Consider the following 15,927-nt stretch of genomic DNA (forward strand, 5'->3'; position numbering starts at 1 on the left):
CTTAATGGAAAGATGGTTTTGTATTTGGGATGATTTGGCAAATCCGAAAATAGGGCTTAATTTAGTCCCAAACCCGCTGTAGTGCCAAGACGTTAGTGGCAAGAGTGCCAAAAATCCGTACAAAAAAACATGAAAATTGACATAGTATTTTTTAATGATGAAATGTTAATTTCAAAAATTTCTGCTGATTGGAAAATATGGCAGAGCAAATTGTTTTATTACAAATCAAGTCTTTCATTTGAGAATACCGTTGAATTAATTGAGTATCTAAGAGTTGAATATAAATTAGTAGAAAATGAATTGCAAAAAATAAAAGATTCCTTATTTGAACCCAATTCAGAAATGTTTCTAGTTAATTTATCCGGAAAAGAAAATAATATTATTGAAATTATAAAGACGAGTAATATTCTAAAAGAAAAAAATGAATTAATATATTGGGATGAATGGAATTGGTCATTTTCAAAACAAAAAGATGATTACTTTTTATGGGTTTATGTTGGAGGAATTGCTGATATATGCAGAGAAATAAAATTAAGCATTTCACAAAACCAAAATTTTACAGAAAAAGGAAAACCCTATATAGTTAAACTTGCTAGTGAAATAGCTGAATTCAATTCAGAAAAATATAAAGAAGCAATTAATGAAAACAGGAGAATAATTTAGAAATAAGTCCAGCCACTAACAGCCACTACAACGGATTTGGGCAATAGGCTTAATGGAAAGTTGGTCTTGTATTTGGAATATTTGGCAAATCCGAAGAATGGGCTTAATTTAGTCCCAAACCCGCTGTAGTGCCAGAACGTTGTGTGCTATATTCTCCGAAATGACGAAAAAAATAGAAATGAAAATAAAACTTATTACAATTATTCTTTTAACTTTTTTTACAAAGGTTCAATGTCAAGATATAACAAATTTTAAAGTTGATTTTAAATTGTCTTTAGACAAAACATTTAATGAAAAAAATCTAAATGATTTATTTTCAAAATATCCACACCTTTTAACTCCGCAAAGTGATATTACACAATTAACATCAAATTTAAAAGGAGAAACTTTAACAAACTTTCCTTTAAGTAATTTTAAAAATGATAATTTATATATTGACAACATTGATAAAATGTTGAATTCCGAAAATTCATTTCAACGTTTATTTTCATATTTAATTATTGGCGCTTCTAATGATTTGACAAAAGAAGAACAACTACTGAACAAACTAAAATCAGAAAAAGAAAAAGGAAATTTGGTTTGGTGTGGAATGTCATTACTGAATTTAAAGACTAAACATACAACAGAAATGTTTGATTTTTTAGTAGAAAATGAAGACTTTGGTGATGCTCATATGTTACCATTATTTATAAACCTAGACAAAAATTCTTTACAGGAAACAGCATACAAAAGATATAATAGTGAAAACCTAAAAGCTAAAATTTTAGCCATTCAAATATTATCACAAACCGGAAAAAATCCTGAAACAGAGAAAATTGTTTTAGATGCTGTTAAAAATTGGGATATGAATATAAAAGGATATGCAATTTATACAGTAAAAGAACTTCAAATTGGTAATCTATTAGAAACGTTTAAACCTTTCCTAGACAATGATAAAACAAGAAAAATTGCTTTACAAGCTTTAGCTAACAGCCCAACAAATGGTGATACTGAATATCTAAAATCATTAACAACTCAAAAAGATAGTATTTCAGATGATTTATTAGATTGTTTTTTTGAATCAAAGAAAATTGAAAATTTAAAGTTTTGGTTAGAATTATTAAAAACAAAAAAGGTTTCTGGCGATTATTATTTTTCAGTTCCAAATAATCGATTGATTTATTCTGAAGAACTATTGCCGAATATCCAAAATACCTTAAAAGAAAGCAGAAACGAAAAAATAATTGAAGAATTAGTTAGAGCATTAAAAAGTAGAAATGATATTGAAAGTACAAATATTTTAATTGGCTTTTTAAAACATAAAAACTCTTCTATAAGATATTGGAGTGCTGATGCATTAAAAGGAAATAAGAATCAAAAAGTAATAGATCTTTTGCCTAGCTTAATAAATGATGAAGAATATAGAACAACTGCTTTAGTAAATTTACTTATTGAAAATAACATAAATAATCAACAAAGTACATTTGAAAAAATATATAAAAATAGTAGTGAAGATTTGGATTGGGAAAGAAGCTCAATAGAATATTTGGCAAATTATCCATTAGAAAAGCATAAAGAACTTTTCAAAAAAATTCTAAAAAATGAGAAATCAGACTTTTCAATAAGATACGATGTTGCATTAGGATTGGGAAGATTAAAAGATATTAGTTCAGTCGATTTATTGATTAAAGTTTGTGAAGAAACTAGAAAAGAAAGTGATTTGAATTCAAGAACTTATTTGGAAGCGTTAGCAATGATTAAAGGTGAAAAAGCTAAATTGGAAATTGAAACATATCTAAATAGTGATGAAGATGTCGTAAAAGAACTAGCAAGTGAATTATTAAAAAAGTGGAATTAAATAAAATACAGCACACAACACAGGTTTGGCAAGATTTGGGTTTTAGGCTTAATTTAAAGTTAGTTTTGTATTTGAATAATTAATGCTTAACCGAAAAACAAATCTTAATTTAGTCCCAAACCTCGCCAAGCGCCGGAACGTTAGCAGTAATATTATCGCGAATGAAACTTGAAAAAACAGAACAGGTTATTGAAGGAATTGATTTTCACTATATTTTGATTAATCATTTCAAAATCCTAGAGAATGATACGATAGATGATTTGAGACAATTTACTTTGGATTTCGCAAATTCAGACTATTTTTTAGATGAATATATTGCGAACACTAAAAAAGAAAAAAAGATTGATGAAACGAATTTCTTACCTTTTGCATTTAATGTAAAAAAACTAAATAAAAATGACTTCAAATTAAAAAAAGAATCAGTAATCACATTTATAGAAAAAAGTTTTATCGATAGATTTAAAGAAGATGAATTTGAACCAACAGATGACTTTTATATTGATTTCAAATTCTCCATAAAAGTATTGGACGACTATCTGAAAAAATACAGAATTGACGATAGTTTTACTATTATTGATATTGATTATTTCCCAAACACATCTGAAAAAGTAACTGAACTTTATCAAGAAATGGGATATATAGTCGATTATTTCTATTTTGGAGTTATTCCTTTGAAAAACAAAAATGAATTTGTAACATTTGAGTTAGCATATGAATAAAAATACTACTGCTAACAGCGGTTTGGCACAATAGCTACTTTTTCGTAAAAAACAACGTTCGATTTTCCGCTGGAAAATCTTATATTAGCAAGAAAATAATCGTTCCACGCAGCCGCTACTGCGCCAAGCCGCGGAACGTTACCTGATATTTTGAAAACAGAAAATAACCAAATAACCAAAGTTAATAAACCGATATGCTAAAGAAACTCTCAATAATTAGTTTATTGATTCTATTCCTTCCCTTTTTTCAAACTTGTTCTGACAAAAATATTTCTGAAAATAAAATACTGAAAAATAGTCCATTATGGGAAGAAGTAAAAAGCTATCCTAAAACTGAACTTAATGGAAAAGAATACAATTTAACTTTCGAAGAATTAACTTTAAAAAAGCAAAAAGCAATTACCGATTTTGTAAAACTCAAAAAAGAATTAACACTGAATTGCTACCAAATTGGAAAATTATTCATTGATGATTATAAAACTCCTCAATGGATCTTGTTGCCATATTTAATTTCCATTCTTATAAATTTATTTTTAGTAATTTATTCATTTAAAAACAAACCAAAAACAACTTTAATTTTAGGTATTTCAAACATAACATTACTAATAATGCCTTTAATATTGTTGTATTTTGCAAAAATACTTGAAGATATTGAACAAATAAAAATTGGATACTATTTACTCTTATTTAATTTGTCAATAATTGTTTTTGAATCATATTCACAATTGAAAAGAAAAAACATCAGGTAACAGCCGTTTGGCGAGATTGGGGATTTAGGCTTAATGGAAAGTTGGTTTTGTATTTGAAAAATTTGTGTTTAACCGAAAAAACCCGCATCTTTAATCCCCAACCTCGCCAAGCGCCAGAACGTTAGCGGTAAGTGCAGAAAAAATCGCAGAAATCCGAAATAATCTTCAAAAAAATGAATTTATATACAGCTAAACTTCGTCAACATTATGAAAACTATTTTGGAATTTCAGGGCAGTTATTAAATTTAGAAAAAGGGCCGAAAGAAAAACTAAACTCTGATTTTTATGTTTTAGAATTTAAACCAAATCATCGTCACAATTTTTGGACCTATTGCTCTGTTGGTATGTCATTAGATAGACAAGATGATAATTTAATTGAATTATTCGTTTTTTCACCAACTCAAGACAAAGAACAAGTGGAATTAATAACAGTTTGTGCTTCCTATCATCGCAACAATTTACCATTAAACATAAATCATACAATTAATATTGGAAGAGCCTGGATGGAAAATTCAAAGTGTGATCATTGTTTTATTTCCTTACCATATCTTGACGGAGAAGAACTTGAACTTTTTGATAATAATGAACAAGAATATCATTGCTATTGGCTAATTCCAATAACTGAAAAAGAAAGAGATTATAAAATCAATAACGGTTCTGACGCATTAGAACAATTATTTGAAGACAAACAACTTGATTATTTAAATCCTGAAAGGAAATGTTTATTGGGAAACTAAAACATTTGCATACAAAACACCTACCGCTAACAGCCACTACAACGGATTTGGGCATTTGGTTTAATGGAAAAATGGTCTTGTATTTGGGATGATTTGGCAAATCCGAAAATAGGGCTTAATTTAGTCCCAAACCCGCTGTAGTGCCAAGACGTTGTGCAACATTTTAAAAAGACGAATGAGTATAGGAAAAATTATAGTAGACTTAATGGATGAATTAAGGGATTCTAATGAACAAAAAACAGTTCAGAAGATTCGTCATTTTTCTATTTCTTTAGAGATTTTCGTTTCAAACTTTAGTGAATTAAAACATCATCTTGAAATACATAACAATCCTCAAGTTTCATTAAACCTAATGAGTCAAAAGAATCGAGAATTACTACACCAATATCAAAAAGAAATTACTCGGTTATTACATAATTACATTGCTTCAACACTTTCTTTAATTGACCATACTCGAATTCATTATCGAGAACTTTATGGACAAAATGATTTATTCCCTGACTATCAAGAAAAAATTGACACACATTTTAAAGTCCATCCTTTGTCAAACTTCATTAAGGATTTTAGACAATATATTCAACATTTTTCAATGCCGAGTTTATCTTCAAGATTACATTTTCAACAAGGCGCGCCTGATTTTGAAATTAGCGTAAGAATTTCTGTTGAAAGTCTTAATAAATTTTCAGGGTGGAATTCAAAATCAAAAGAATTTATTAAATCTTTAGGTGAAGATTTTGACTTGCTTGAAGTAATTATTGCACACGAATCACATATTAAAGAATTTTACGAATGGTTTATGAGTAGACAACACATTATTCACAAATCTGATTATGAAAAAGTAAATGAAATAAGAAATAAAATAAGGAATACTGAATTTGGAGAATTCATTTCCCAATTTATACGAAAACCTAAAAATATTGAAGAGTTCGAATCCGATTTATCAAAATTTTATCGAAAAGATGAGTTAGAATTATTGATGAGTTATAAAAACAAAGCTGAAAGAGTTCAACATATTTTGCGTTTACTAAAAAACGAAGAAATTAAAAATACCGAATTTGAGAATAAAGTCGAGGAACTATATAAATAAAAAAACGTCGCACAACAGGCGTTTGGCAAGATTGCGAATTTTGTAGTAAATTCAAGTTTATTTCTCGCAAGATATTTTATCTTTGATAGAAAATAATCGGTTCCGAAGTTCGCAACCTCGCCAAGCGCCGGAACGTTGGCGGTAAACTTCCTTGAACGTAAATCAACAAAACTGAAATTTCATAAATGAGCAATAGAGAATTTAATATTTGGGAAGAATTTGCAAAAGAAACAAATGGTAAATTCATTGAAGAATTTTCTTGGCACTCAGCGAAAACTGAAATCGATTATAAAGATTTGAAAATCATTTTTGACAATTACACTTTGTGGTCAGGCAAATACAGTACAATAATGACAAGAATAATTGTCCCCTTTAATTCTGTAGATAATTTTAGATTTAAAATTTACAATAGTGGTTTAATAAGTAGAATTGAAAAATTATTTGGCGGACAAGATGTGAAAATTGGGCGTGAAGATTTTGACGAAAAGTTTATAATCAAAGCGAACAATGAACTTAAAATAAAAACGTTACTCCAAAATCAGAAAATTAGAAACTTAATAGAAAGCCAAAAAAAAGTTCATATAGAAATATCAGACCAAAAAGGTATTTGGGAGGAAAAACTTCCTGAAAAAGAATTTGAATTGTCGTTTTATGAGGATGGAAAAATTGAAGATATAGAAAGATTGAAATCGATGCTAAATCTTTTCAAAGAAATTATTGACGCTCTTTTTCAAATGAAATCAATTGAGAAAAAGTCTACCGCCAACACACGCTACAAGCAATTTGGGGATTAGGCTGAATTTGAAATTGGTTTTGTATTTGGATGATTTGGCAAATCCGAAGAATGGGCTTAATTTAGTCCAAAACTGCTTGTAGCGCGAGAACGTTATGCGTCAGTTTAGAGCGACAGAAACCTAAAAGAAAAAATGAAAATGTAATGAGAAAAATAATTCCTGCAATAATAGTAATTTCAATTTTCTGTTTTATGGTTTATAACTCCAAAACAGAGTATTACGAAAAAAGCAAAGAATTTAGCAGAAGTACTTTTAGTGGAGAAATTCTAAAAATAACAGAAGGACGAGGGAGCAAAATATATTATGAAAATGACAAATATTTTTATGATAGTGATTGTGAAGGATTAGAGATAAAAGTTGGTGATGTAGTTCGAAAAAGTATTAGCGAAATAATAGTAATGAGAAAAAACTCAAATGGAGAATATGTTGAAATTGGAAAAGAAATAATTAAAGAACCGAATAAAAGTTATTTCAATTATTTTTTTGGAATTTAATATAATTTAAATATTCTAGCATCATTGAAAAAGCAAAACTTGGAGAATTGGAACTACTTTGTAACTAAATAAAAAACCGAACGCATAACAGCCACTACAACGGATTTGGGCAATTGGCTTAATGGAAAAATGGTCTTTTATTTGGAATATTTGGCAAATCCGAAAATAGAGCTTAATTTAATCCCAAACCCGCTGTAGTGCCAGAACGTTAGCAGTAATGCAAAAACCGAACGGAGAATTCAATAACCTAAATTAATATGGATTTTACTAGAAATAATATTATAGAACTGCATAAAAGAATTGTTCAATTCGGAAATGAAAATTTTGCTCAAATTGAGAAATTAAACCTTGATCCAAATGATGAACTTGATAGTACATATGTTGGAATGATATTACGTCAGATGACAATTAATAATGATTTAGCTTCTCTGATGCTTAATAAAAATCACGGTTATCACACATCTGAATTTATTCTGTTGAGATGTTTGATTGATGACTTTCTACATATAAGTTATATTGTAAATCAACCCAATAGTGAAGAAGTAATTGTTAATTTTAATGCGGACGCATTGGATAAAAATTATAAAAAAATATATGATTTAGCAATTCTCAACGAGGAAACGTTGGGTGGCAATTATCCTTTTTACCCAACATATGCTTTAATGGCGCAAGTAAAAGAAAAAATGAAAAATTCGCCTAAAAGACAACAGCATTTTTCTGATAAAGAAAATTTTAAGTTTAAAACTTTCAAAAATACTGGACAAATTATACGTGAACTCAAAGATGAAAAATATTCGCACTCTTTAAGAAGAGCATATTTTATATGGCGCAAACTTTCTGATTTTGTTCATTATTCAAATACAGCTTTTGAAGAAGAGCAGATGATTGACCCTGAAAAAGATTCTACATACACAGAATTTGCAGAAATAATTTCATATTCATATTTTACAATTTTGAATTGTTTTAAACATTTTCAAAATCGTTATAATTTAAAGATTATTGATACAAATAATCTATCTCAATATTATAAAAATACAGAACATCCAAATTAAATGCACTACTGCTAACACACGCTACAACGGATTTGGGCAATTGGCTTAATGGAAAGTTGGTTTTGTATTTGTGATGATTTGGCAAATCCGAAAATAGGGCTTAATTTAGTCCCAAACCCGCTGTAGCGCGAGAACGTTGGAGAAAATCCTTCGGCTTTCCTCCAACGATAGGGGGATTTGCGTCGGAAAGCCCGAAAACGGACTTCCTCCAACCAGAGATTTGCAAAAGCAAATCCCTTCGCAAATCCCCCTATCGTTATGTGCAACCCTTTTAAACAACAGATAAATATGAATAAACTTTTAGCTTTGGTTTTTTTGTTGATTTTGGTTTCGTGTGGACAGAAAACAAACAATAAAAACGTTGAACAAACAAAAGATACTTTAGCTTCCAAAATTGACGACAAAAGAAAATCAACCAGTTCGGCAATAGACACAAGCGAGGCAAACGAGACAAGAAAACACGAAACTTTCAATGAAAATATTGATTCAATTCCTGAAGTTTTGAAACCTTTTATTCCGAAAAATTATTCTGCAATTAATATATCATCTGGAGACGCTAATCTTGACGGTTTAACCGACAAAATATTAGTTCTTAGAAAAAATACTGAAGAAACAACTTCAAATTACGGTGAAGACAAACCAGACAAACGACCTTTATTGTTATTATTAGGGCAACCTAACAATTCATACAAACTCATATATAGAAATGATAATGCTGCTTATTGTATTGACTGTGGTGGAGTTTTTGGAGACCCATTTACAGGAACAACAATTAAAAATGGTTACTTTTCAATTGAGCACGGAATTGCAGGTGGACAACATTGGGAGCAAGTGATAACGTTTAAATATGACCGATTAAAGAAAAATTGGTTTCTTTATAAAGACCATTATATAAGTTACAAATTAAACGAAAGCGATGACCCTGATGCAGAGGCATTAGTCCTCGATGTTGACAAAATGGAAACTTCAAAAGATTTTGGAATTATTTCCTTTGACAAATTCAATATTTATAATGAAGACGGGAATTAGGGCAGCACATAACAGCCACTACAACGGATTTGGGCATTTGGCTTAATGGAAAAATGGTTTTGTATTTGGGATGATTTGGCAAATCCGAAGAATAGGCTTAATTTAGTCCCAAACCCGCTGTAGTGCCAGAACGTTACCAGCTATATTAAAAGAACCTGCTAAATGATTGAAACATATCCAAATCCTTGGAACTTTGATAACACTGACAAAACATTTGTTTCTGCAAACAGTTTATATAAAATTGTTTATTCCGAATTAAACGAAATAGCGATGGGTGCTCCACTTGGCGGAAAGTGTTTTATTAAAATGACTAATAATCTGAAAATAGAAATCCACGATTGGTGTGGCGGACCGCCAGCTTGGGAAACAAGTGGACTATTATTAGCAATTCCAATATGGACTAGAAAATTTTGGAAAGGAACTGTTCAACAAATTGGCATAGTCAATTTAAAAACAAAAGAGCTAAAAATATATTCAAAAACTTTCAATGTACTTGATTTTCATTCTTTTGACAAAACAATTATTTATGGTTATGACAGTCCGATACACAAAACGAAAACTTTAGTTTTTGATATTGAAAAAGAAAAAATTGAAACGATAATAAAATTGTAGAAAATACAGCTGGTAACAGTTACTACAACGGATTTGGGCAATTGGCTTAATGGAAAGTTGGTTTTGTATTTGGGATAATTTGGCAAATCCGAAGAATGGGCTTAATTTAGTCCCAAACCCGCTGTAGTACCAGAACGTTGGAGAAAATCCTTCGGCTTTCCTCCAACGATAGGGGGATTTGCGTCGGAAAGCCCGAAAACGGACTTCCTCCAACCAGAGATTTGCAAAAGCAAATCCCTTCGCAAATCCCCCTATCGTTAGTGGCAATAGCGCTAAAACCGCATAAAATTTAAACTTTGGAAAGATTCAACATATTTATAAAATCAAATAAGTTCAATTGGACTATAAATAAAATTGCATTATTAATATTTGCAATTTTATTTGTTGCTTTTCAAATCAATAAAAATTTTGAAAATCCAATCGAAGATTCAATCTATAAATATATTGCTGTAATTGGACTTGCGTTTTATATTGGCGGAACACTTTATAAATTCTCAAAAATTGCAAAACCTGAAAAGTTAAATGGAAAATTAGTTGGCCTTTTGGAGTTTAAATTGGATTCTATAATTATTGACCAAGAGCAATACAGTATTGACGAAATCGAAAAAATTAGCATTGTTAACACTGATTTTTATGGTAAAGGAACTGGAAGTTCAAGAGGGTTTGACTCCAATCTTTCAAACGGTGTCGATAATCACCTTACATTAACTCTAAAAGACAAACGTAAAGTTTTGTGTATGTTTGAAATTTATTACGAGCAGGATATACGCAAAATTGACGAAATTCTAATTGGTTACTATTCTCTTGAAAAAATGGATTTTAATCATTTGATAAAAATTTTGAAATTGAAACGTAACGAAATAGAAGACTTTAAAAAAATCTATAACATAAAAGCTACTAGCCACTAACAGCGGTTTTATGGGATTGCTACGCTTGGTATGTGTTTGGAAAATTCTCCGAATTTTCTAAAATTTTTTCTTGTACTTGCTATCTTTTGTCATAAATTTACGCAACCACCATAAAGCCGGCGGGACGTTGGCAGACATATTATGATGAAACTACAAAAAACAACATTTATCTTCTTAATCATTCTTTTTGCAAATTGTAAAAAGAACGATTATGATATTGAATTTAATAAACAAGTTTTGACGGAAATTTTGCCAAGCATCATAGACTCAACTTGTGTTGATATTAGAATATTATCAAATGCTCCACCACCATATGGGAAAATGATTTTTGACAAAGAAGGTCGATATGTAAAAATTGATTCGACAAAAGCAACAGCGGAAGAAATTCAAAGATTGAAAAATTGGAAAAAAGATATTGCAGAAATAGAAAAAGACACTTCAAAAATCATTATAGCTTTTGACCCGAAAATTTCTCCCTACGAAAAAGAATATGAACTAATTGTGACTAAAGATTTTCCAAAAGATACTTTGAAAAAATTGATAGTTAATAAAACAAATGAATACCTTCTAAATTACAAAAACATAAAATTGAATGGTAAATTCAAACTAAAAAACGTAAACGAATTTGATAGAAAAAATATTTTTGAGAGAGAATATAAATTTAATTTTTCGGGAATATTAAGGGTTTCGGGAATAAAATTTGACTCACAAAACGAAAATGGAATTCTTGAAGTTGGATTTACTTGTGGCAGAGAATGTGGATATGGACGTACCGTTTTTATCAAAAAAGTAAAGGGTAAGTGGAAAATAATAAAAATGGAGAAAACTTGGATTTCGTAGAAATACGTCTGCCAACAGCTACTACAACGGATTTGGGCAATAGGCTTAATGGAAAAATGGTTTTGTACTTGCGATGTTTTGGCAAATCCGAATAATGGACTTAATTTAGTCCCAAACCCGCTGTAGCACCAGAACGTTAGCGGTAAACTTCCCAGAACATAGGAGAAATCAACAAAAGTGAAATTACATAAATGAGTAATAAAGAATTTAATATTTGGGAAGAATTTGCAAAAGAAACAAATGGAAAATTTATTGAAGAATTTTCTTGGCACTCTGCGAAAACTGAAATCGATTATAAAGATTTGAAAATCATTTTTGATAATTACACTTTATGGTCAGGTAAGCATAGTACAAAAATGACAAGAATAATTGTCTCCTTTAATTCTGTAGATAATTTTAGGTTTAAAATTTATAATAGTAGTTTAATAAGTCGAATTGAAAAATTGTTTGGTGGGCAAGATGTGAAAATTGGACGTGAAGATTTTGACAAAGAATTTATAATAAAAGCCAACAATGAACTTAAAATAAAAACTCTACTCCAAAATCCGAAAATTAGAAGCCTAATTGAAATCCAAAAAAATGTTCATATAGAAATATCAGACCAAAAAGGTATTTGGGAGGAAAAACTTCCTGAAAAAGAATTTGAATTGTCGTTTTATGAGGATGGAAAAATTGAAGATATAGAAAGATTGAAATCAATGCTAAATCTTTTCAAAGAAATTATTGACGCTCTTTTTCAAATGAAATCAATTGAGAAAAAGTCTACCGCTAACAGCCGTTTGGCGTGATTGGGGTTTTAGGCTCAATTGAAAGATGGTTTTGTATTTGGAAAATTTGTGTTTAACCGAAAAATCTCGCATCTTTATTCCCCAACCACGCCAAGCGCCAAGACGTTAGTGGTAACCTTAAACCAAAAATTGAGATAAACAAAATTAAATATGGCCAAAGTCTTTATTAGTCACAGTACTCAAGATAAGAAATTCGTAAGATTCCTTGCTTCAAAACTAAATGAAGACGGAATTCAAACTTGGATAGATGATAAAGAATTAGCTATTGGAGATAATATTGCAGAGAAAATAAATTATACAATTAGTAAAATAGACTATTTTATTATTGTTCTTTCAAAAAGTAGTGTGAATTCAAAATGGGTAAATTTTGAGTTATCGGCAACACGTTTAAATGAGATTTCAAAAAATCAAAATATTATTTTACCAATTTTAATCGAAGACTGTGAAATTCCATATTCATTATCCAATCGATTGTTTTTAGACTTTAGATATTCATTTGATGATTCTTACCAGAAACTTTTGAATGCTTTAAATTCAAATTCAACTAAAAATTATCAAGAAACCGACCGAGCAATTGATAAGTTTGAACCACATTCTTACGAATTTCAAATAAAAAATTTACAGGAAGAATATGACAATGGGAACTTAACATTATTTTGTGGTGCCGGAATTTCTTATGATGCCGGAATACCAACTTGGAATACACTTCTAAAATCACTACTCAAAGCTGTTTATGATGGAAATCACGACATTCCAGATATTGACACTAGACTTGCCAATTTATTTCAAAAAAGAATTAACGTTTCGCCTTTAATTCTTGCACAATATTTAAAAACATTATTAGGCAAAAAATTTACTTCAACAGTTAGGGATACTTTGTATAAGGAGTGTAATGATTTAAGTAAAACAGTTGACTCAATTTCAGAATTAAGCCGACAAAAAAGAAATAGAAAACCACTTAAAGCAATAATAACTTTCAATTTTGATGACTTAATAGAAGAAAAGTTAACCAAAGACAAAATTGACCATAAAAGTATATTCTCTGAAGGAGAAAGGTTTAAAGATGTCGAAATTCCTATTTATCATCCGCACGGATTTCTACCAAGAAGAAAAGTATTAAATAATAAAAATGAGATAGTATTTAGTGAAGACGCATATCATTCTCAATTCATAGATGCTTTTAGTTGGGGTAATTTGGTTCAATTAAACCATCTAAATAATAGTACTTGTTTATTTATTGGAATTAGTTTGACTGATCCAAATATGAGACGATTATTGGATGTATCTATTCGAAAAAATGGCAAAGCAGAAAAAAACCATTACATTATAAAAAAGCGATATAAAATTGAAGAATTATATCCTGAAAACGAAAAAATAAAAATTGTGGATAAAAAAGTTATTCCTGTTTTAGAAAGTATTGAAGAACAAGATGCTAATAATTTAGGATTTAATGTTATTTGGATTAATGATTTTAAAGAAATACCACAGATATTATTAGAAATTGGAAAATAAAAGGCTACCACTAACAGCCACTACAACGGATTTGGGCAATTGGCTTAATGGAAAAATGGTTTTGTATTTGGGATGATTTGGCAAATCCGAAGAATGGGCTTAATTTAGTCCCAAACCCGCTGTAGTGCCAAGACGTTATGGTGTATATCTGTTGACGATCAACAGTCGATTTTAATCAGAAACTTTAGTTCGAAAAATACATAACGAAGCAGAAACCGAGCCGGCCGAAATCGGAACCGAAATTCGAAGCGAAAACTGAGACTTAATTGTTGCGGACAAAGAAACGTGAACTGCTTTATGGAAAACCGAAAGCGGAATTTTTTTGTCGATTTTTTTTGAGATTTAACTGAAGTTTGAAGTTCAAAAACGGAAACTATTTGGAACGGAAATCGAAAAGCAGAAAAACTTCCGCAATTGGAATCGATAATTGGAATGTCAATTCGTTCGTGCTCAACATCGTCAAGCTACACACCATAACAGCCACTACAACGGATTTGGGCATTGGGTTTAATGGAAAGATGGTCTTGTATTTGGGATGATTTGGCAAATCCGAAGAATAGGCTTAATTTAGTCCCAAACCCGCTGTAGTGCCAGAACGTTGTGCGTCATGATAAACAAACGAAATCAATGAAATCACTTTTTTTATTCATAATAACATCATTTCATTTTTTAACTTTTGGACAAAAATCTAAAAGAGACATTTATGATATTAGTATTCCTAATAAACTTGAAAAATGCTTTCCAATATTAACTGAAACTCTAACTGAAAAGGAGATTAATATAGTTAAAACATTTCCAGAAGACAGTATTTATTTTCATGAAGAGTTTATAAATAGAGCTGATTTTTTTCATGCATGGAAAATTTATGACGGTTCAAGATTAACAAAATACTTCAACAAAAAAGGTTTATATGGTTCTTATGAGATTTATGAAACCATACTGATTTCTTATCATCGATTTTTAAATGATAAACCAATCAATCTTGAGCAACAAATTGAAAAGTATAAACTCAAGCAGAGACAAGAAAAAGAAGAATATTTAAAAAGAACAAAGCAAGATTCAATTAATGGTATTTATATTCCAAAGGACATAAAAGATTGTTTTATTACCTTAGATTCTTTGCTTTCTAAAGAAGATATTAAATCAATAAAAGAATTACCGAATAAAAATGAAACTATCGTATACCATCACGGAATTGGGCTTTGGTTAAGAAATAATTGGGGATTATGGGGTGGATCAAGATTGCAAAAATATTTTTTAGCGCGAAAAGTAAATCATCCTGATTCTATGTCTGCAATGATTTTAGAATATTATCACGATTGGCTGAACAATAGAAATGATGAATGGGAAAAGTTTAATAAAAAATAATCACGAACGCACAACAAGCGTTTGGCAAGATTGCGAATTTTGTAGTAAATTCACGTTTATTTCTCGCAAGAAATTTTATCTTTAACAGAAAATAATCGGTTCCGAAGTTCGCAACCTCGCCAAGCGCCGGAACGTTATAAGCAAGCCTCCAAAATTGAGCATAAAATATAGAAAATATGAGCACAAATACAATTAATCACATTTCAATTATTGAGGCAATAAATGAGCTAACCAATATTGGGGAAAATAAAATTGTGGAAAAGCTTGAAAATATTCTAAAATATAATGAAATCCCAAAACCTGGATTGCATAATCATAAGGATGATAAATCAACAAGCTATTACAAAATTGATTTATCAGATGACGAATTAGATGAAATCAGAGATGTGTTTCTTGACCTTGAAGTTTCAACTTTAACTGAAGATGGAGAAGCAACGAACAAAACGCAACATTATGTTACTTTGCTAAATAATTGGTTATCGATATCGGGAGTTTAAAAATAGAAAACAAGGCCAGCTTATAACAGCGGTTTGGCTCAATAGCTAAATTTACAATAAAAAACAACGTTCGATTTTCCGCTGGAAAATCTAAATTAATAAGAAAATAACCGTTCCACGCAGCCGCTACTGCGCCAAGCCGCGGAACGTTATGCGGGAGTTGAAAAAAGAGCATTTCGGTTAAAATCAGATATTTAGCAACAATTCAATTGCTCATAAAACCTAGATTCAGAAACTTAAA

General features: G+C 30.0%; 17 protein-coding genes. All 17 read left to right on the top strand.

Translation table 11 applies throughout. From position 1 onward, the window contains the following. Window positions 1–129 precede the first annotated feature (129 nt). The 17 genes from BM053_RS11955 to BM053_RS12040 all read left to right on the top strand — a co-directional run bounded on the left by BM053_RS11955 (window position 130) and on the right by BM053_RS12040 (window position 15,686). Window positions 130–663: a hypothetical protein gene (locus BM053_RS11955; protein WP_091477711.1), complete on the top strand. Its 534-nt coding sequence runs from the start codon at window positions 130–132 to the stop codon at window positions 661–663. A gap of 178 nt (window positions 664–841) precedes the next feature. Further along, window positions 842–2,500, top strand: coding sequence for a HEAT repeat domain-containing protein (locus BM053_RS11960; RefSeq protein WP_143076488.1), 1,659 nt, complete (start codon window positions 842–844; stop codon window positions 2,498–2,500). Window positions 2,501–2,661: 161 nt separating this feature from the next. Next, window positions 2,662–3,219, top strand: a complete 558-nt coding sequence (locus tag BM053_RS11965; RefSeq protein ID WP_091477714.1) for a hypothetical protein — start codon at window positions 2,662–2,664, stop codon at window positions 3,217–3,219. Between the two features lie 194 nt (window positions 3,220–3,413). Next, a complete protein-coding gene (locus tag BM053_RS11970; RefSeq protein WP_143076489.1) occupies window positions 3,414–3,968 on the top strand; it encodes a hypothetical protein in 555 nt (184 codons plus the stop codon). A gap of 173 nt (window positions 3,969–4,141) precedes the next feature. Beyond that, entirely contained in the window at window positions 4,142–4,705 is a 564-nt protein-coding gene (locus tag BM053_RS11975; RefSeq protein ID WP_143076490.1) for a suppressor of fused domain protein, read from the top strand. A gap of 175 nt (window positions 4,706–4,880) precedes the next feature. Continuing rightward, entirely contained in the window at window positions 4,881–5,792 is a 912-nt protein-coding gene (locus BM053_RS11980) for a hypothetical protein (RefSeq protein ID WP_091477720.1), read from the top strand. A 185-nt stretch (window positions 5,793–5,977) separates the two neighbouring features. Continuing rightward, complete coding sequence (locus BM053_RS11985; RefSeq protein ID WP_091477722.1) at window positions 5,978–6,586, top strand: hypothetical protein; 609 nt, start codon at window positions 5,978–5,980, stop codon at window positions 6,584–6,586. Window positions 6,587–6,729: 143 nt separating this feature from the next. Beyond that, a complete protein-coding gene (locus BM053_RS11990) occupies window positions 6,730–7,080 on the top strand; it encodes a hypothetical protein (RefSeq protein WP_074662214.1) in 351 nt (116 codons plus the stop codon). 257 nt (window positions 7,081–7,337) lie between these two features. Continuing rightward, window positions 7,338–8,132: a DUF5677 domain-containing protein gene (locus tag BM053_RS11995; protein ID WP_091477724.1), complete on the top strand. Its 795-nt coding sequence runs from the start codon at window positions 7,338–7,340 to the stop codon at window positions 8,130–8,132. A gap of 288 nt (window positions 8,133–8,420) precedes the next feature. Further along, on the top strand, window positions 8,421–9,161 hold the full coding sequence (locus BM053_RS12000) for a hypothetical protein (protein WP_143076491.1): 741 nt from the start codon (window positions 8,421–8,423) through the stop codon (window positions 9,159–9,161). Between the two features lie 162 nt (window positions 9,162–9,323). Continuing rightward, window positions 9,324–9,773 carry a hypothetical protein gene (locus BM053_RS12005; RefSeq protein ID WP_091477728.1) on the top strand — a complete coding sequence of 150 codons (450 nt, stop codon included), beginning with the start codon at window positions 9,324–9,326 and terminating at the stop codon, window positions 9,771–9,773. 296 nt (window positions 9,774–10,069) lie between these two features. After that, window positions 10,070–10,681 carry a hypothetical protein gene (locus tag BM053_RS12010; RefSeq protein ID WP_091477730.1) on the top strand — a complete coding sequence of 204 codons (612 nt, stop codon included), beginning with the start codon at window positions 10,070–10,072 and terminating at the stop codon, window positions 10,679–10,681. Window positions 10,682–10,822: 141 nt separating this feature from the next. After that, on the top strand, window positions 10,823–11,521 hold the full coding sequence (locus BM053_RS12015; protein WP_143076492.1) for a hypothetical protein: 699 nt from the start codon (window positions 10,823–10,825) through the stop codon (window positions 11,519–11,521). Window positions 11,522–11,712: 191 nt separating this feature from the next. After that, window positions 11,713–12,309, top strand: coding sequence for a hypothetical protein (locus BM053_RS12020; protein ID WP_091477734.1), 597 nt, complete (start codon window positions 11,713–11,715; stop codon window positions 12,307–12,309). A 150-nt stretch (window positions 12,310–12,459) separates the two neighbouring features. Then, a complete protein-coding gene (locus tag BM053_RS12025; protein ID WP_091477736.1) occupies window positions 12,460–13,821 on the top strand; it encodes a TIR domain-containing protein in 1,362 nt (453 codons plus the stop codon). 627 nt (window positions 13,822–14,448) lie between these two features. Next, window positions 14,449–15,189, top strand: coding sequence for a DUF6794 domain-containing protein (locus tag BM053_RS12030; protein WP_091477738.1), 741 nt, complete (start codon window positions 14,449–14,451; stop codon window positions 15,187–15,189). 176 nt (window positions 15,190–15,365) lie between these two features. Continuing rightward, window positions 15,366–15,686 carry a hypothetical protein gene (locus BM053_RS12040; protein WP_091477742.1) on the top strand — a complete coding sequence of 107 codons (321 nt, stop codon included), beginning with the start codon at window positions 15,366–15,368 and terminating at the stop codon, window positions 15,684–15,686. The last annotated feature ends 241 nt before the right edge of the window (window positions 15,687–15,927 follow it).

Source organism: Flavobacterium swingsii, assembly GCF_900111965.1.
In the GTDB taxonomy this organism is placed as follows: Bacteria; Bacteroidota; Bacteroidia; order Flavobacteriales; family Flavobacteriaceae; genus Flavobacterium; species Flavobacterium swingsii.